18 protein-coding genes are annotated in these 18,473 nt (G+C 36.7%); 8 read left to right on the top strand and 10 right to left on the bottom strand.

All coding sequences use genetic code 11. From position 1 onward, the window contains the following. Positions 1-5 precede the first annotated feature (5 nt). The 3 genes from IW16_RS22700 to IW16_RS22690 all read right to left on the bottom strand — a co-directional run bounded on the left by IW16_RS22700 (position 6) and on the right by IW16_RS22690 (position 2,151). The gene (locus tag IW16_RS22700; RefSeq protein ID WP_034750175.1) at positions 6-707 is read right to left on the bottom strand and encodes an ABC transporter ATP-binding protein; all 702 of its coding nucleotides are present in this window, start codon (positions 705-707) and stop codon (positions 6-8) included. An 82-nt stretch (positions 708-789) separates the two neighbouring features. Continuing rightward, on the bottom strand, positions 790-1,356 hold the full coding sequence (locus IW16_RS22695) for a hypothetical protein (protein ID WP_034750172.1): 567 nt from the start codon (positions 1,354-1,356) through the stop codon (positions 790-792). Positions 1,357-1,668: 312 nt separating this feature from the next. Continuing rightward, entirely contained in the window at positions 1,669-2,151 is a 483-nt protein-coding gene (locus IW16_RS22690; protein WP_034750169.1) for a nuclear transport factor 2 family protein, read from the bottom strand. 231 nt (positions 2,152-2,382) lie between these two features. Between IW16_RS22690 and IW16_RS22685 the strand changes: the two genes are divergently transcribed. Then, positions 2,383-2,883: a GNAT family N-acetyltransferase gene (locus tag IW16_RS22685; RefSeq protein ID WP_034750166.1), complete on the top strand. Its 501-nt coding sequence runs from the start codon at positions 2,383-2,385 to the stop codon at positions 2,881-2,883. A gap of 39 nt (positions 2,884-2,922) precedes the next feature. Here the strand turns inward: IW16_RS22685 and IW16_RS22680 are convergent, their stop codons facing one another. Together IW16_RS22680 and IW16_RS22675 are read right to left on the bottom strand one after the other, a co-directional pair. Beyond that, positions 2,923-3,621 carry a LytR/AlgR family response regulator transcription factor gene (locus IW16_RS22680; RefSeq protein WP_051890642.1) on the bottom strand — a complete coding sequence of 233 codons (699 nt, stop codon included), beginning with the start codon at positions 3,619-3,621 and terminating at the stop codon, positions 2,923-2,925. Further along, positions 3,618-4,676 (bottom strand): sensor histidine kinase, encoded by a 1,059-nt coding sequence (locus IW16_RS22675; RefSeq protein ID WP_034750163.1) that lies wholly within the window; start codon positions 4,674-4,676, stop codon positions 3,618-3,620. Before IW16_RS22675 ends, IW16_RS22680 begins: the two co-directional genes overlap by 4 nt. A 186-nt stretch (positions 4,677-4,862) precedes the next feature. On the opposite strand from IW16_RS22675, the gene IW16_RS22670 reads away from it, so the two are divergent. After that, the gene (locus IW16_RS22670; RefSeq protein WP_034750160.1) at positions 4,863-6,002 is read left to right on the top strand and encodes an acyltransferase family protein; all 1,140 of its coding nucleotides are present in this window, start codon (positions 4,863-4,865) and stop codon (positions 6,000-6,002) included. 21 nt (positions 6,003-6,023) lie between these two features. On the opposite strand, the gene IW16_RS22665 is transcribed toward IW16_RS22670, so the two are convergent. Then, entirely contained in the window at positions 6,024-6,482 is a 459-nt protein-coding gene (locus IW16_RS22665) for a hypothetical protein (protein ID WP_034750157.1), read from the bottom strand. A gap of 304 nt (positions 6,483-6,786) precedes the next feature. Here IW16_RS22665 and IW16_RS22660 point away from each other — a divergent pair, with 304 nt between their 5' ends. Both IW16_RS22660 and IW16_RS22655 read left to right on the top strand, forming a co-directional pair. Then, the gene (locus IW16_RS22660; protein WP_034750154.1) at positions 6,787-7,917 is read left to right on the top strand and encodes an alpha/beta hydrolase-fold protein; all 1,131 of its coding nucleotides are present in this window, start codon (positions 6,787-6,789) and stop codon (positions 7,915-7,917) included. Positions 7,918-8,417: 500 nt separating this feature from the next. Beyond that, complete coding sequence (locus IW16_RS22655) at positions 8,418-9,926, top strand: amidohydrolase family protein (RefSeq protein WP_034750151.1); 1,509 nt, start codon at positions 8,418-8,420, stop codon at positions 9,924-9,926. Between the two features lie 117 nt (positions 9,927-10,043). Here the strand turns inward: IW16_RS22655 and IW16_RS22650 are convergent, their stop codons facing one another. From IW16_RS22650 to IW16_RS22635, 4 genes are read right to left on the bottom strand one after another with little or no spacing between them, the layout of a single operon-like run. Then, entirely contained in the window at positions 10,044-10,805 is a 762-nt protein-coding gene (locus IW16_RS22650; RefSeq protein WP_228376980.1) for a hypothetical protein, read from the bottom strand. 33 nt (positions 10,806-10,838) lie between these two features. Then, positions 10,839-11,423 carry a hypothetical protein gene (locus tag IW16_RS22645; protein ID WP_034750148.1) on the bottom strand — a complete coding sequence of 195 codons (585 nt, stop codon included), beginning with the start codon at positions 11,421-11,423 and terminating at the stop codon, positions 10,839-10,841. A 44-nt stretch (positions 11,424-11,467) separates the two neighbouring features. Beyond that, complete coding sequence (locus tag IW16_RS22640; protein ID WP_034750144.1) at positions 11,468-12,097, bottom strand: response regulator transcription factor; 630 nt, start codon at positions 12,095-12,097, stop codon at positions 11,468-11,470. Between the two features lie 7 nt (positions 12,098-12,104). Continuing rightward, positions 12,105-14,342, bottom strand: coding sequence for a sensor histidine kinase (locus IW16_RS22635; protein WP_034750141.1), 2,238 nt, complete (start codon positions 14,340-14,342; stop codon positions 12,105-12,107). A 456-nt stretch (positions 14,343-14,798) separates the two neighbouring features. On the opposite strand from IW16_RS22635, the gene IW16_RS25945 reads away from it, so the two are divergent. The 4 genes from IW16_RS25945 (at position 14,799) to IW16_RS22610 (ending at position 18,424) form a co-directional block, all read left to right on the top strand. Beyond that, positions 14,799-15,605: a hypothetical protein gene (locus tag IW16_RS25945; RefSeq protein ID WP_051890640.1), complete on the top strand. Its 807-nt coding sequence runs from the start codon at positions 14,799-14,801 to the stop codon at positions 15,603-15,605. Positions 15,606-15,645: 40 nt separating this feature from the next. Further along, positions 15,646-16,002 (top strand): hypothetical protein, encoded by a 357-nt coding sequence (locus IW16_RS22620; RefSeq protein ID WP_034750135.1) that lies wholly within the window; start codon positions 15,646-15,648, stop codon positions 16,000-16,002. Positions 16,003-16,182: 180 nt separating this feature from the next. After that, entirely contained in the window at positions 16,183-16,647 is a 465-nt protein-coding gene (locus IW16_RS22615; RefSeq protein WP_131327966.1) for a hypothetical protein, read from the top strand. Positions 16,648-16,891: 244 nt separating this feature from the next. After that, positions 16,892-18,424, top strand: a complete 1,533-nt coding sequence (locus IW16_RS22610; RefSeq protein WP_034750129.1) for a hypothetical protein — start codon at positions 16,892-16,894, stop codon at positions 18,422-18,424. Positions 18,425-18,473 lie beyond the last annotated feature (49 nt).

The following is an 18,473-nucleotide window of genomic DNA, read 5'->3' as shown; positions in this document are numbered from 1 at the left end:
AATAATTAAGAGACGGCGGTGTAGCTTGCAAAAGCTTCTTCTAAACTGTTAAATCGACCTTTAAATTCATCAATAGGGCAGTCCTGAAGAATATTTCCCTTATGAATCAGAATGACCCGTGAGCATAAGGCTTCTACTTCCTGCATAATATGTGTAGACAGAAGGACGGTTTTCTGCTGTCCGATTTCTTTCACGACATTTCTGATCTCAATGATTTGATTGGGATCAAGACCGTTGGTCGGTTCATCCAGAATAAGAAGGTCCGGCTGGTGAATAATGGCCTGAGCCAATCCCACTCTCTGTTTATATCCCTTCGAAAGCTGTCCGATCTTTTTTGATTTTTCGGGGGTAATGCCTACCAGTTCGATGACTTCATCTACTCTGGAAGAAGAGATTTTATGGATATTCGCAACAAACTGAAGGTATTCTCTGACATACATTTCCAGATAAAGCGGATTGTTTTCGGGAAGAAACCCTATCTTTTTCTTGCTTTCGATTTCATTTTCGGAAATATCCATTCCGTTGAAGATGATTTTGCCCTGGTCAATTTTCAGTGCTCCGACAATAGATTTCATCAGCGTGGATTTTCCGGCTCCGTTTGGGCCCAAAAGACCAATGATCTCATTTTTATCAATAGAAATATTGATAGTGTCCAGTGCAGTTTGTTCTCCAAACTTTTTTGTTAAATTGATTATCTGAAGCGGCATAATTCTTAATGTCTTTATGCAAAAGTAGAAATAAAAAACTCATTCGGATGAATGAGTTCAGTATTATTGAAAAATAATAGTATTATTTCTTTGATTTTTTATTTTTATTGCTCCCGTTTGAAGCTGGTGTGCCGTTTGAAGCCTGGTTTGAACCGGACTTTGTGTTGGAATGATTGATTCCGGCGGGTTTATCATACATCGCAGATTTTCCGTTTACCTTTCCGAAAATCTTCTCCACCTGCTTTTGATTTAAAAACTGTGATTTTCCAACGTACTTACGGTTTTTATTGATATACTGAATAAACTGAACCGTTGGCTGTCCATAATTTTTCTCATAGTGAAGTTCAATGATGTCATTGGGAAGCTCCAGAATGATGTTGCTTTCAGGAGTTGTTATAAATCCGTCTGTGATCAGTTTATAAAGACCCGATACATCACCATCCAGATTCTGGAATGAAAATGATCTGATGGTATTCAGGTTACTCGTATTGAGATCCTGATAGTTGATGGTAAACTTATCCTCTTTTTTATATAGACCTACGGAATTATCTTTGCCAATTTCCACCAGACTTTCGTTTTTCAGCACTTTAATTTGTGAGAAAACTGAAATGCCGAACATACATGTAATGAGTAGAATTATTTTTCTCATGTAGAGGGGATTTTAATTATTTTATAAATTTGTGTTTTAAAAGTACTAATAAAAATGCTTCAAAACAATTTTATTAGTAGAAGCAAAAGTAATACTTTTTTTTAATATCCATAATAGCTGGCCTGCGGATACTATGTATTTCATTATATGTGTAGGTATTTGTAAATCATTTATTTGTACAGTTTTGCGGAGGCAGCAACTGAAAACGCACTATTTGTCATGATCATTTTTTTTAATTTTGTTTTGATTTAATTTGTTGATTTTCAGTCTGTAATATGTTTTCAGATTTGCAGTTAATTTTTTAATTTAAATTTAATGTCCATAGCTTACCACTCTTGAAATTTTCCAGCCATCAGGTGTGTTTTTCCAGACATGAACGAACTTAAATGTACCGCAGTTGATCAGTTCCCCTTTTTCCAGGCGGCAAAATTGGTGCAGGCCTGTTTGTACAGCTCCATAATCTTTAATGGGATAAACTTCTGCTGATCCCGGAACCAAAACTCTTCGGGTATAACTGTAGTTTTTAGCGACTCTGCTGAAGTTGTCTACTGTTTCTTTATAGTTGGCCAGACCTCCCGCATCATGAAAGAACTCCAGATCTTCAGTAAAGAAAGTTTTAAGCTGGTCAATATTTCCCGTGTTGGCAGCACTGAAGAGCAGGCTGTCTTTTTTCATGATCGTATCATAAAGTTCTTTGGAAACAGGCGTGTAAGATTTTGACTGTGCGAAAAAGATAGTCCCAAAAGAGGAGCATAAGAGTATTAAAAAGAGTTTAACTATTTTTATTGTCTTCATGATTTAAGATTTTAATTAATGCCTCAAGTTTTAGAAAGTCTGTTGTATTGCTTCTTAACTTAATCAAAGGTAGTCAATTAACATCTCAAAGGTTAAAAAAAATGAATCATAAGGAAGATTTACACACGGTCAGAAGCAGGATTTCTGAAAATAAGAATTATACCAGACCTTATTATTTTTGATGAATGTATAATGTGTACTTTTGTTTTTTCACTATGATAACTTTTGAATATGCATATTGTACATCAGAATCAGCATTTTATAATCCGTCAATTTTCAGTTGACGAACAGCATTTGTTTTGTGACCTTTTTGAAGACGAAGAGGTGACCCGATACCTTCCGTATCGCTCGCCTGAGCAGTATGTGGAAATGTTCGACGCAGCTCTGGAAGATTATACAAAAGGACCCTTTGGGCGTTTTGGAATATTCGATGCTGAAAACAATGATTTTATAGGCATGTGCCTTGCCCGGAAATTTGCTGATGCAGAGGGGCAGATCGAAATTGGATATACTTTGAACAAAAAGTATTGGGGTAGGGGAATCGCGACGGAAGTTAGCCGTGCCTTAGTGAGATACTGTCTGCTAAATACAGAAAGCGGTGATATTGTGGCGGTGACAGATTTAGATAATATCGGCTCGCAGAAAGTACTGGAAAAAGCGGGTTTCAGCCGTACGGATAATCTTAAAAGGACAGATGCTGAGCTGGCGTATTATATCGTAGAGCGCAAGTAAGGACATCCCTTTTTTAATAGCAATGTTGCAGGAATTCTTTTATAAATTTACAGAACCTTTAGAAAGTGCTGTTGTAAAAGCATCAAATTCACTTTTATAACTTCTTCCAACCGGAATAATGAATGCTCCCAATTGTAATTCAACAGGATTAAAAGCTGTCACGTACCGGGTATTGATGATAAATGAACGGTGAATCCGGATAAAGCCTTTCCCTGATAAAATGGATTCAAGATCTGTTATCTTTCCTTTTGAAAGCAGGCTTTCGCTACCCGTCAGAACTGTTCTGATATCATTTCCCTGACTTTCAATATAGACAATCTCATGGATGGGAACTTTACGGTTCATCCCTTCCGTTTTGATCAGCAGGAAATCTTCACAGGTTTTAATTTCGTTTCTTAAAACCCGTTCTACAGATTTAAAAAAACGTTCAAAAGTAATAGGTTTCAAAAGATAATCTACTACTTCAAGTTCGAACCCTTCCAGAGCAAAATCGCGGTGAGCTGTGGTAAAAATAGTGGGTGGTTTTTGCGGTAACGATCTTAGAAAATCAATACCGGTCAAATGAGGCATCTGAATATCCAGAAACATTAAATCTACTGATCTTTTTCGCAGAAGCTGGTAAGCATCGATGGCGTTTTCAGCTTTTCCCGCTACTTTTAAACGGTCGATTCTGGAAATGTGTTTTTCAAGCAATGCTGCTGCCAAAGGTTCGTCATCTACAATAATACAGTTGATCATAAGACTGCTGGTGTTTTTATTTCTACTTTAAAAATATTATTTTCTTTTGAAACTCTGAGCATAAAATCATCATGATAACGAAGCTTGAGCTGTCTCTCAATATTTTTAAGTCCGATTCCTTCAGAATTATTTTCCTCATTGCTTACGAAAGTGTTTTCGATCCTGAAAATTGAATACTGTTCGTCAGAAGAAATGTCAATCTTTAGGTCTGTATGATCACTGGTTTTGCCTGCACCATGTTTAAAGGCGTTTTCAACCAGTGTAAGATAAAGAAGGGGAGGAATAGTCGCTGCAGAAGAAAAATCAGCAGTTCTGCTTACCGTGAGTCTTCCTTCGCTGTACCGGAGACTTTCCAGGGCGATATAATGATCAATCACGGCAAGTTCCTCAGATACAGGAACCTCATTTTGGCTGCCTTTGTATAATAGGTAATCTAAAATATCCGAAAGCCGGCTGATGGATTCCGATGTTTTGTCCGAATGACTGATCGAAAGAGAATAGATATTGTTCAGGGTATTGAACAGAAAATGGGGATTCAACTGGGATTTCAGGGACCTCAGTTCCAGTTCTGCTTTTTCCTTCTGCAGTTGTATGGTGTTTTCTTTTTCATCTTTATACCGGATCACAAACATCACAGAGATAAAAATAAAGGCCCCGCTGATAATCGGAAAAGTATAACACGTCAAAAGATAACCGATGTCTGTAAATATGCTGAACAGGCTGTCCTGCGGTTCGTTGACGAAAAAAGGTTCAGCACAATAGATGATGAATATGCGGTTGGCTAAAGAAATAAAATATAAACTTAGGATAAGATAAAATGAAAACAGGACATATTTCCTGCGGTCAAAAAACTTCCGGATCAGCACATAATAGATGAAATTGGCTCCGGCGATCTGAAACAGCCAATGGCAGAAATTATAAATCATAACGTCTGCAGGAACTCCGTCATCGTGTGCTCCGTAATTTCTGGCAGTTCCGAATAAAAATAAAGCGGTCCAAAAGAACAGCTGAAAAAGGATATTCCGCTTCAAATTATTTTCAAATCTTAATTTCATAGCCTTCAAAAATAGAAAATCCTTTGTTATACCTTCCGCTATTTTGATAAAATGAAGTGAAAGGGTTGCAGAAAACAGAAATTGCAGTTCAGATAACAGATGATAATGTTCGCATCAGGATCATAGCTTTCCGCCATCACCCATCGGAAACATCAGCACGGATTACCATTTTTGCAGAAAAAAATAATGCCTGCAGACCATCATTCTACCGGGAAACTTTACGGACTCGACCATTTACGTGCTCTTGCCATTTTACTGGTTTTAATGTACCACTACCGCGCCTTTAAACATCCGGCCTGGATTGATGCCATTGGGAGGTTCGGCTGGACGGGGGTAGATCTGTTTTTTGTACTGAGTGGGTTTTTGATATCCTCTCAATTATTTAAAGAAATTGAAAAGGCAGGAAGTATCAGCTTAAAAACATTTTTTACCAAACGTTTCTTCAGGATCATTCCGCCGTATTTTTTCACTCTTTTTCTATATTTTACTTTTCCTTTTTTCAGGGAGCGGGAATCGCTGTCTTCCTTTTGGAAATTTATTTCTTTTACCCAGAATTACGGACTCGATGTGATGAACCGCGGGACGTTTTCACATGCCTGGTCTTTATGTATTGAGGAGCAGTTTTACCTTTTCCTGCCTTTCCTGCTTTTGCTGGTGCTGAAAACAAAAACGTTCAGATATACAGTGCTTTTTGCTTTTCTCCTTATTTTATTTTCGGTAACAGCCCGATTCATGATATGGAATAACTCCATTGTTCCGGTAATGAACAGCGACGGCTTTTGGAAGGCATGGTACATGAAGATCTATTACCCCACGCATACGCGTTTGGACGGTCTGGCAGCTGGAGTTATCATTGGCTATCTGATGATATATTCATTGCAGTTTAAAAGATTCGTTCATCAAAATGGAAATAAGCTTTTTGTTTCTGGAACCATTCTTCTGGGCATTTCGTTCTGGATCTGTAATGATCAGGTTACTGAGGGCGCTTCAGTTTATGGATTTACATGGGTGGCATTCAGTTATGGAATTATTTTAATGTCTGCCATATCCCGATCTTCGTTTGTTTTCAGAACAAAATCAACTATTACCACACAGTTGGCAGGTCTTTCTTATGCCATTTATCTTTCACATAAAGGGATCATCCATATGATTCAGTATGCTCTGGAAAAACTGGGAGTTGAAACTTCAGACAATGTCAGTCTTCTGATTGGTCTGGCAGGATGTATTGCCGGAGGTTTACTATACAGGTTGATGATTGAAAATCCTTCTTCAAAACTTAAAAACAAAATTTTAAATTTGAATAAAGGCAGATCTGGAAATGGATAGGGGTATTTTAGCAGTTGTATTTTAATTCCATCTGTTTTTATTGATAGACAGCGCATTTTTAATGTTTTCAATGTCTCTTTCAAAAACGTCTAAATCCTTTTCCAGTATTATTTCATTGTTGCTGATTCTTTTGATGACCAGTTCGTCATACCTTTTTTTAAATAAAGAAGTAAGAGGTCTGTCCTTAAAAGCAAGTTCCTTTTCTCTGATACTGAAATCATAGTCAGAAAAGGGATACATCATTTTGCCAATTTGCACTCCATCTCCGGAAATCACACATTTGTTTTTGATGTACGTGACAATCAGTAAAAAGGGCATGATGACAAATCCGAATAAACTGAAAAGACCAATGCGATAGGTTGGACTTTTCTGTAAAATGAGTCCGTCAATAAGATTGTACAGTGAGCCAATCATAATGAACGGAGCCAGAACCGAATAAAAGATAAGGACTTTTTTGGCTAAACATATTTTTAAACTCATCTCTAATCAATTTAAATTATTCCTGTTGATCATATCTGCAACGTTGGAATAAACAATATTTCAAACAGGCTAAAGTCTGTAATTTGCTTATCCTTAGCGCAATGGAAAAGTAGTATATATTTTCCACCTCCACAAGTAATGAGCTTATCAACGGTTTATGGCAATAAACAGGGGATATTTCACAAAATGTACTGCAAAGAATAAATATTTTTCTTACATTGAAATAAGATAACAGATATTACAGATCATGGGGATTTCCGTCCGGGAAAGACGATCCATTTTATGATATCTTAAAACTAAAATAATGCAGTACGCCAAAAAAATATCTTCCATTCTCGTTTTATGTTCTTCCATTGCTTTTTCCCAGACTTATAAGCCTTCTTCAACTGTTTTACCGGGAAAAGAATTTCCGAAAATAGATACTGAAAGAAAAGCAGAATTCCGTGTTTACTTTCCCGATGCAAAATCTGTAATTCTGGATGGAGGTGACGGGATGAAAAGTGTGCAGTCGTCGGCTTCCAAAGATAAGGATGGCTTCTGGAATATCTCCACTTCCCCCATGGAAATAGGGTTTCATTATTACTGGTTTGAGGTGGATGGGCAGCGCAGAAATGATCCGAATACCCAACTGTATTTTGGATATGGTCAGCCAACCAGTGGGGTGGAAGTGCCTTCCGGCGAAGATTTTTTCTTTGAAAAAAATGTAAAACATGGAAAAATAGTTGATGACAGTTTGAATTCTGAAATAACGCAGGGCCAAAGAAACTTTAAAGTATATCTTCCTCCAAGTTATGGATCTAAAAAGTTACCCGTTTTATATCTTTACCACGGAACCGGAGAAGATATCACGGGATGGGTAAAACAGGGGTACATCCGAAACATCCTTGATAATCTTTTTGCAGAAAAAAAGGCAGAAGAAATGATCGTGGTGATGGATAATGGAGTCGCATTGAATCCTGAGCAGGAAAAAATGCCGGACGATTATCCGAGAACTGTTCTTTCCTCCAAAAATCTTGACAGGATTGTTACCGGAGAACTGATTCCTTACGTAGAGAAAAAGTATAAAACCAATCATAAAAAAGCTATTGCGGGACTTTCCCGGGGAAGTTATCAGGCGATGCTTATAGGTGCCGGCCACCCTGAGCTATTTTCGGCCATTGGGGTATTCAGCCCGGTTATTTATGAAGGAACAGCGACCGAACCTTTTAAGGAACTTCCCATTAATAACCTGTTGACATCTAAGAAAAAGCCTTACTTCTTTATCGGAATCGGGCAAAAGGAAGATGATCGGTTTTTACAGTTCAATCAGGAACTGACGCATTTTTTAAAAACAAACAAGTATCCCTATTTTCTTTACGAATCTCCCGAAACCCGACACGAATGGCTTACCTGGAGAAGATCTCTGTATCAGTTTGCCCCTAAAATTTTTAAATAAAATAGGTGGAAAAATACGGTAGAGTAAAAGAGTGTGCTTTGCAGGAGTATAGGTAAACAGACCGCTAATCATTTTAATGATCTTTATTGAAAACAGACTTTGTCACGTTGGTAATAAATACTGATTATTATGATCTAAATCATAAAAGGCTGCATGTATATCTCATACCTTTGAATTGATAATCTTAGTGATGTCAGTCATCACACCTAAATCTTTTAACTTCCCTCACAAAGCGGGAAGTTTTTTTTGTTTTAGTAAATAATACCGGTTTCAATATAAGGTTCAGGATATTTTGAATCATACACTGAAGTCTTAATTAATTTTCTTCTAATAAACTTCCTGTAATAATGGATTACTTTTTTAATTATTCGGAATCCTACTCAGTGGAAACTCTTATACTCAAAAAAAATGTTATATTTTTGATGGTAATTTTATTTGAACCTTTATTTTTTCAAAAAATTGTTTAGCATAGTCAATGATGCGAAGCAAATCTTAATCATATGAAGACAAAGCATTTTACATATATATTACTTTTTGGATTTCCTTTCTTTGGGTTCCAAAATAAAGTGGCTGCACAATCCACGTATGAACAGAAGTGGACGTTATTGAAACAGGAAAATGAAGCCTTAGCTTTTGATACCGGCATAAAATTATCGGATGCGGAGACAGCACTGGATAAAAAGCTATTTCAGATACGAAAACAGTTCCTTGCCGACACAGAGCAACAGAAAATACCTTTGTTTAACAGTTCCTTTAATGAATTAAAACCATTAATAGAACGCAGTCAGTTATTTGAGATTTTTCAAAGCATGCCGAAAGGCGGTCTGCTGCATACCCATAGTGGCGGGATAACAGATGTAAAATGGGTGATTACAGCAGCAAGAAAGTATAAGGAATGCTATGTTTATGATCAGCCTGATCATGACCAGTTTATTTTCGGACAGCTGGCATTTTTTGAAGCAGGGAAGGTTCCAAAAGGATTTGTAAGTCTTGATAAAAAGCTTATTTCGGACCCCTCTTTCGAGAAGCAGCTGGCGGAGCTTCTTATTTTGAAGCGCGATAATTTATGTACTTACACCAACTACTGGATTGAATTTGAGAAACGTTTTAAACGAATCAGTTTGCTGCTGCCTTACCGTCCTTTTTTTAAGGAATATTATAAGAAAGGCTTTCTGGATTTGGCAGACAATAAAGTACAACACCTGGAAATCAGATTTATTTTTGATGAGCTCTACGATTTTCAGCATGGAAAATATCCATTGAAAACCTCAGTCACTGATTTGCAGGATGTGGTTAAAGAAGTACAAAAAAATCATCCGGAGTTCAGTTTGAAATTGATTTATTCAAGTTTTAAATTCCTGGATCCTCAAAGTGTTGAAAAACAACTTGAAACGGCTTTTGAACTCAAAAAAGAGTTGCCGAATATTATCTCGGGGTTTGATCTTGTAGCCGACGAGGCCGCCGGAAACAGTATTTATTCTTTCCGGGAAGACTGGATGAAATTGGATCAACTCAGTAAAAAGTATGGGGTGAAAATGCCTCTTTTTCTTCATGCAGGCGAAAGTAATTCTGTCTTTAATAAAAATATTCTGGATATTTCATCATTAGACAATCCAAGAATTGGGCATGGATTGAACCTGATCTATTTTCCAAACACCATGGAATTGATCAGAAAACAAAATAAACTGGTTGAAGTAAGTCCTATCAGTAATCAGGTTTTAGGATATGTAAGCGATCTGCGGAATCATCCTGCAAGGGTTTTACTAAGTAATGGCATTCAGTGTTCCATCAATAGTGATGACCCCAGTGTTTACGGATACGAAGGTCTCGGTTATGATTTTTGGGTAGCTTTTGTGTATTGGGAGCTTGACTTAAAAGCCGTTAAAAAACTGGTTTTTAATTCAATTAACTATTCTTCTCTGAATGAAAGTGAAAAAAAGAAAGCACTAATCTATTTAAATGGCCAATGGGATGATTTTATCCGAAAAATGAATGCGAAATTAAAATAATCTATTGGACATTAGTTTGTTACAGAATTCAATGATCCTTTAAAAGGGACAGATATACATTAGCATCATTTTAAATGATGCTATTTTTTCTTTATTGGGGTTATTTTAAAAAATCTTCTAGGTGTATTCTAAGCAAATGACTGCTTTTTCTACAGAGGCATCATAAAAAAGATGAATGTAATCCGCGGCATTTAATTGCCAGTCATATCCATCTACACTGGCTATAAAATCCATTAATTGTCCGTTTACCATAGGTTGATCAATATTATTACCTGCGAAATTAAGATCTTCCATGGGCTTTAGCTCAGTATTTAGTTTTTCAAAAATTCCAAATACTTTAGCCTCTAAACGTTCTTTTAAAAAATCAGATTCCGGATCATTTTCCAGATCTTCTACAGTCAGCTGACGCAATCTTTCCAGTCGGCGTATATCATCTACGGTAAGTCCGGGCCTGTCTCCGTCTTTATCATATAGAGCGTTATGCTTTTGATAATATGCTTTTTTGAGCTGATACATAGCATCGTTCATATTGTATTCGATGTCAAGATCTGAAAACTTTTGACCATACTGATCAGAAGTGATGACTGTTGAGGTGCTGAAAAAATTCCAGTCTGCATCAAATCTGTACTTTCCGTCGATGACATCAAAACCAAAAGAGTCTGCTTGGGTAAATTCGGTATAGAATGCTGATTTTTCCTCGCCAACCCGTCCATCATAGATCTCTTTCACCGATATGATGTGCAGCCATTGGTCTCTGTTTGGATCTGCAATTTTTAAATTGAAAGAACAGATCGGAAGAAAATATTTTTTATGATTTTCAATATCATCATAAAAAACGTCTTCGTAGCTGGGGAATAATTTAATTAAACTGTTCATCATTATCATATTAATTAAGCTGTGATTAGTGATCGCCTACTGTAAACTGAATTGATCCAGAAAATCTTTTAATTCAGGTATAGAAACAGTATTTCCGGATGCAATGATGGAATATCTGTTATTCTCCAGATAATGTACCCCTGTAATGCCGTCATTTTCAAACATACTGTGATCGAAGTAAACCATCCAGCCTTTATAGCTTATGATATTGGTTTTATCACCCGGTTTTTCAAATTCCTTTAATTCCAGATAGCTTATGAGGTTTTGTTTCACCTCGTTTGAACCCGGTCCTGCACCATCCTTTACCATCATATAAATATTTTGTGATCCTTTCACATAATTGGCCATAGCGGATGATCCTGTTTTTTTATCTTCATAAGCATCTACTTCAGTAAGTTTAAAACCATTGATCTCTTTTTTAAATTTACCTTTAAATTCGTCAGCGCTGAGTGGTTTCAATTTTTTCAGCTCTTTGGCTAAGCTTTCAATTTTCAATGAATCGGAATTGTTTTTTATTCTTTCAACAGTAAATGATGAGTGCTGACGGGCCAAAACAGTTGGAAAACCTGCGAACGTGAGGGCAGCACAGAGCGTACCTGCTCCTAGATAAGATAGTTTCATGTTTTTTTATTTTGATTGCTGTTATTAATCAGGTGATCACCTCATTATGGGCGGACTAATCCATATTCCATGGCTAATTTTATGGCAGTACTTAAGTTGGTGGTTTTGAATTTGACGATCAGATTTTTGCGGTGACTTTCTACGGTATGCGGGCTTATGAACAGCTTATCTGCTATCTGAATGGTGGTAAGGCCTAAAGATGCTTCCAGTAAAATTTCCTTTTCCCTGCGGGTAAGTTTGGGAACAGCATTTAATCCGGAATTCGTTTTCATTTCTACAATCCTTTTTGTCTGATTGCATAGGAACTTCTCTCCTTTAAGGATCGTCTGGATTCCTAAAATGATTTCTGTGACCAAAGCATTTTTCTGGATATATCCCATAGCCCCTTCTTCCAGTGTACTGTTGATGACTGCAAACTCATTGTGAACACTCAAAATAAGAATTTGAGTAGCCGGGTATTTTTTTAGGATAGGTTTAATAAAATCTATACTGTTACCATCCGAAAGATTGATATCCAGTAATAAAACATCTATAATCTGGTTTTCTAATCCTGTAAAAAGTTCACTTGATGAAGAATAGCATCCGACAACGGAAAAATTTTCCTGTTGGGAAAGGATGTTCTTTAATCCTTCAAGTAATAATGGGTGATCATCGGTTATAGCGATTTTAATCATAATTTATTTATTTGGGAAATTTGATTTCAATACTGGTTCCTATATTGATCTGGGATTCTATGTGCATGGCACCTTTCAGAAACTCAACACGTGATCGGATATTATGAAACCCTGCAGAATGGGAATTATTCAGAAGGGTTGTATCAAATCCTTTTCCGTCATCCTCAACGATAATGGCATAATCGGATTCATTTTCAATGAACTGGATAATGATCTGTTCTGCACCGGCATGTTTCACGGCATTATTGACGAGTTCCTGAACAATCCTGTACACAAGCAGCTGACTCTCCAGTGGAAGCTGATTTGAATAATGTAAAAACTGAACATCAACATCCAGTTCAGGAGTCGTCATCCGGGAAACGTATTCCATCAATGTTTCCTGAAGACCATAATTCAGCAGTAGATCCGGCATAAGATTGTGCGCAACACGGCGAAGTTCGTCCACTGCTATATCGATCTGCTCCATTGACCGCTCTATTTGCGGCTGATGCTGATCATTAGAGGTATCCTTTAATAAAAACAGATTCATCTTGGTTCCGGAAAGCAAACTTCCAAGGCCATCATGAAGATCCCGGGCTATTCTTCCGCGCTCCTGTTCCTGACCCTCCAGCATCACCGTAAGGTTGGATATCTTTGAGTCCTGTTTGACCTTTTCCATTTCAAGAAGATGGAGTTTCTCTTTTTGTTTGATGCCTTTTGCTCTCTGAAAATAGGCATACAGCAATAAGATCAGCAGTAAAGAAACAGAGGCCGTCAACCCGACATAAAATGTATTGATTTTCTCCTTATAATCCATCCGGTCTTTATAGAGATCTATTTCCCGTTTTCTATTAAAAGATTCCAGTTGTGACAAACGAAGTTCCTGTGCCTTTTTACTGTTTTCTATTTCTGTTAGTTCCAGTTTTCTAAACTGATTCTCTTTCAGCAATTCAAGATTCTCCAGTTTCTGAACTTGCTGAAGACTTTGCCAGCTCATTTCCTTCAGCCGTTGTTCCTGCTTCTCGGATGCTAACTGCAACCTGAGCAATTGCTGCTTTTGCTTCTCCCTTTCATATTGAACCTCCAGTTTTTTACCTAAGGCGGTGTTTTTTTGATCGTAAATTTGTTTAAAAGTTTCTAAATAAGCCTTTTGGTAAAATATAGCCTCTTTAAAATTATTTTCATTCTGAAATAACTGAGAAAGATTTTCAAAAATGGATAGCTTGATATTCGGATCAGCCACTTTGTCATATTCTGATTCTGCAAGTGCGGTCAACAGATACCTTTTCGCTGCTTCCTGATCACCGTTCTGTAAAGCTATTTCTGCCAGAAGACCATTGGCTGAGGCTACATGGTCATGATTTCCTGTCTCAGCTCCATGGCTTTTAGCTAAATTGGCATAATACAGTACCTTATCTTTGTAGGACTCGGGGAAATAATTTAAATACAGATTAGCCAGATTGATCGCTACAAAAGAAAGATTGGAGGGAATAGGCATGCGTGCCTTATTGGCATTATAGGTATCTACAGCTTTGATATAATAAGACTCTGCCTGGTGGACAAAAGCCTTGTTGGAGGTAGACTCATAGCGCTTTTCGTACATATATCCCATGGCCATATAAGCATCAAATAAATTCATGGGATCATTCTGCTGTAAGGAAATTTCCAATGATAATTTACTGTACTTCTCCTGCAGCTCATATTCATTCCAATCGGCATAGATACTGTTTAACTCGCGGTATACAGATGCTTTTCTGGTATTTAAACTCTCAGAATAGGGTGCTTTTTCATAAAATGACAGGGCTTTTAAAAAATAGCGGACCGCCTCAGCATCTTTACTATTACGGGCACGGATCCAGCCAAGCCCATAGGCTACATATCCTTTTGTTTCCTGGTCTTTTGTTTTTGCTTCATAGAGCTGGGCGAGCCGTGAAGCATTTTCATAAGCTTTCACTTGATCCAGCAGTCTATAGTTGATGGCAGCAATAATATATAAATAGGCGGCATATTTTCCGTCTGTTACTTTTTTAGCGTAGGCGATGTTTTCATTTAAAATAACAAAAGCCTTATCCTCCTGTTTATTGAAAAAAAGAGCCTGTGCATACTTTCCGGTGATCATCATTCTTTGCGTACTTCCCGGTTTGTATTTTTTGTACTGCTGTTCCAGACTGTTGTGAAGTTCCTGAGCTGAGGCACCATGACCAGCTAAAACAAGACACAGAATAGTAATACAGAAACGAAAAAAAGAAAAAGAATTGGTCAGCATTTTTTAGATTAAGGAAGGCAAAGTTATTACTTTGCTGTTTCTCACTGGTTATGTTTCATGTTGAATTTAAATAATATTACCATGGGCACCCTCAAAGATGGACCACTTCAGATATAAATTCAAAGCTCGCTATTCTTGTGACATTTTTCAATCCCTGTTTTCAGCTAATTTTAATGGATACGTTTTCGAAGATGCTTTTTGATTAAAAATTGATGAGGTTATGAACGCTGCCAGTGAGGTTGCAGTTTAATTCAATTTGATAAGATAATTTGAAAATTGGCTGAAAACAGGGATTTTTAGTGGTGATATTTTTTTTGATATTTGCCTTATCAAAGATTTGATCATTCAAAATGATGTCTGATACAGTACAACCCTGAAAGAAAGATAAAACGAACTGGAATTTTGATCCGTGAGGTATGCTTATCTTAGCATATAAAAACTGAAAAGACCAAAACAATGAAGAAAACAATTCTATTTTTTTTATCCTTAGCGGTGATCATTTCCTGCAATGAAAAAACACAAAAAACTAAAAATGCAACGCTGCAAAACCAGGAGAAAACTCATTCATATAAAAAGCCGGAGGTACCAAAAGTGAATCCGGCTCAGGAAACTGTTGAAAATTTAAAAATCCTCTTGCCTAAGGAATATCGCGACTGGGGAAAAGAAAATGAAGCTGATGTACTCACAAATGATTGGCTAGACTTATATGAGAAAGGCGGAAAATATTATTTGGGTAAAGCTGACTTTAAGATTACGAGAGGATTTTCCGAATGTTCAGGAGATTCTACCAGGATCATTAATTCTAAAACCAACACGCTTTTACTGATTGGCCATTCACGATTGGCAAAAGGTGAAATAAAGACTGTAAAAATTGGAAAAAATAAAATCTGGCCAAAGGAAAAATTGAAGTTTTATTTTGGAAACGAAGAATACACTTTGCGTGCAGAAGGAAAAGTATTATCATCAGAAACAGTAAGCACCGATGAAGGAGAGGAACTCTATCAGAATGTAAAAGATTATAAACTCTACCTGTCGGCAAATAATGCTCCTGAAACGCTATTTTTAGAGCAAGAATCATTTAATGATACTTTCGTGGAATTACTTTTTATAGGTGATATTGATAAGGATGGAAAACCTGACTTTATTTTTGGGGCCAACAGAGATTATGAAGAGGAACGGGTGATTTTATATCTTTCTTCACAAGCAAAAAAAGGAAAACTCATTAAAAAAGCAGCAGAAGTTGCCATTCAGTTTGATTGTTAAGACAATGATCATATTTCAAATTCACACTAAGGAAACACTAATGAAACAAATTTTAATTTTTTTATTTTCCATTTTCTACTTTCCTGCATTCGCACAGATGGGTATTAACACAGAGGCGCCTAAAGCAACACTGGACATAAAAGCTAAAAAAGAAGTTCTTTCTATTGATGGATTGATTCCCCCGAGATTAACTCTGGAAGAGCTGACCGCGAAAGGGGATCATCTCTATGGACCGGAACAGGATGGCGCCATTATTTATATTACCAATATATCGGCAGGGAACAGTCAGGGGCAAAGAGAGTTTATTCAGAGTAAAGGACTGTATATCTATGATGCCACTTTTATTGGCCCAAATGAAGGAAGATGGATGTGTATTTATTGTATAGGAGCGGTGTAATATTTACTTTACCACAACAAAAACAATATCATAATGAGAAAAACAATTTTTATTTTTTTGTCATTAGAGACAATAATTTCCTGCCGGGAAAAAGCACAAAATTCACAAAACAAAGAAAATCTAGACATCACGAAAGTTCAGGCTGTCCGTCAAGATTCAATACATGCTCAATTCTCATTTATGAAAGTTCCAATGGAAGAATTACCGGTAAATGAAGATACCAGTTTTGAAAATTTTGGTGAAACAAGCAGGAAAAAACATCATTCAGCAAGAGTATATACTAAACTTTCTGATGAACAGGTGGAAAAGTTAGGCCTGCAGAAATGGCTGGAATCCGGTAAAAATGTTACGGTAAATTACCAATTGACCTATCCCGGAAACTTCAAAACTTTTGTATTTACCTATCTTGACAGGGAACATGAGCTTAAAACGATGATGGTAACATTCGATAAACATTATAAAAAAATTGATGAACTGCTTGTTGCTTATGATGGCTCTCCAGGATATACGACTTCAACGACAAGTTCTATTTCCAGCAATAATATCTTGATAAAAAATTTTTATAGATCATCCAGGCAATCAGAATTCACGAACATTTCATACCTGATCAGAGAAACGGGTAAATTTGAAGTACGGAAAAATTAAAGCATAAAAATAAATAAGACAGGTGCTGACATTTAAAAATCAATTTCCTTTGCACCTTTCAATGCTGCATATGCTGGGAACTTCCCATTTTTAGATTAAGATCTGTAATAGTCATACACCAATATCCCTCTTTATTATTTTATTTCGAAACAGGTAAGAACACAAATTAGCTGAAAGCAGGGATTTTATGCAGGGATGATTTTACAGATCTTTGTTTATATTATTTCGGACACAAAAAAACACAATGATGAAATTATTCTTTGTGTCCGAAAAAAGACAATGCAGAACTATGATGAGCGTAACAGGAATTTTAATGATGGCAGCGATAAGTTTATCAGTTGGTTGTTCTAATAAATCCATCGATACAAAAGCATCTGTCATTATATCAAAACAGTCCAAAGTAATGATTCCTTTTTTGCAGAAAAACGGATTATTCCGATATGTTGATGAAGATCTTAAACCAGTGATCGATAAAGAATTTTTTCTTGCCTCGAAGTTCAGCACCAAAGGGTATGCTTTTGTTTATGACAAGGATTTCAGACAGGGAATTATAGATGTCAAAGGAAATTTTATTAGGGATTTTAGCGATAAAACATATGAAGCCTACGATCTGGGAACATTGACGTTCATTGAGGAATCAAGGGAGTATGAAAAAAAACTGCCGGTCTGGAAATGGGACTGGAATATCATGGGAAGCGGTATCGATAAGACGGCCACTTTTTCAGAGGTAACGATTTCCGTTCTGCAAACCGGGCAGAAAATAGCGTCCAAAACAACCAATAAGGATGAATATGAAAAGGGAATCTCATTAGATGTGAGCCCATTGGATGACAGCCATTTTGTGATGAACGAGAAGTTATATGAGATCAAAGGAAATAAGGTTAAAGAAATAGCTGATAAAATATACTTTACATTTACAGATGATCGGGTCTTGGTTTCGGAAAAAAACGGGAATGCCCTGTTTTATTCTTTCGACGGAAAACTTAAAAACACAAAAGAACTGAAACCCGTAAAAGAAATAAGCATTCAGGCCAATGGTAAGACTATTGTACTTGATTCTCTGAACGAAACCCGATATAGACAGCGTCCTGCAAATGCGACATTGCTGAAGGATATAAAGACGAATGAAATATTTCCTTATCCTAATTTCGACAAGGCATTTCCCATTACATTTTCCAATCTGAGTGACGGGCAGGTGAGCTTTCTGAATAAAGTAACCTTAATTTCCTCCGTCAATAAAACACCCTATTTTATTCTGGGTACATTTAATTATGACAAATGGAAATACGATTATAAATACGTAGACGCAAAAGGTAATTTCCTGCCGTCTATCCAGGCTCCTGACTTTTTTATACTTGGAAATGTTGGGGAAATACTCTGGCCGGAATCCGATCAGATCATTTCACCCACTTTTATTGAAGAAGGATATCAGGTAAAAAAGATTAAAAAGGTATACGGTGAGGACTCCCTGTTTTTTGTTCAGATTGAAAAAAACAATGTTGCGAAAAAGGGGCTATGGAATAGTAAGAAACAACAGTGGATTATACCGGCAGAATTTGATGACATCGGGATACTCGATGAGCAAAATCTGATTGTTTCCTTACGGATGGAAAAAGAAGGAGGCTACTATTTGTATGATGCCAGAAATAGAAAAAGGATCACCCACAAAACATATAAATCCATTTTTGCGGACGGACTGATTACGAACCGGACAGGACCTAACAAAGAGGAAAAATATTATATCGATATCTTCACAGGAAAAGAATTCAAAGAATAAAACACCCTAAAATAACGTAGATAAGCTTTTTTGCAAGTCTAAATTTAAA

Source organism: Chryseobacterium vrystaatense (assembly GCF_000737765.1).
In the GTDB taxonomy this organism is placed as follows: Bacteria; Bacteroidota; Bacteroidia; order Flavobacteriales; family Weeksellaceae; genus Chryseobacterium; species Chryseobacterium vrystaatense.
This window is presented reverse-complemented; position numbering and strand designations above follow the sequence as displayed.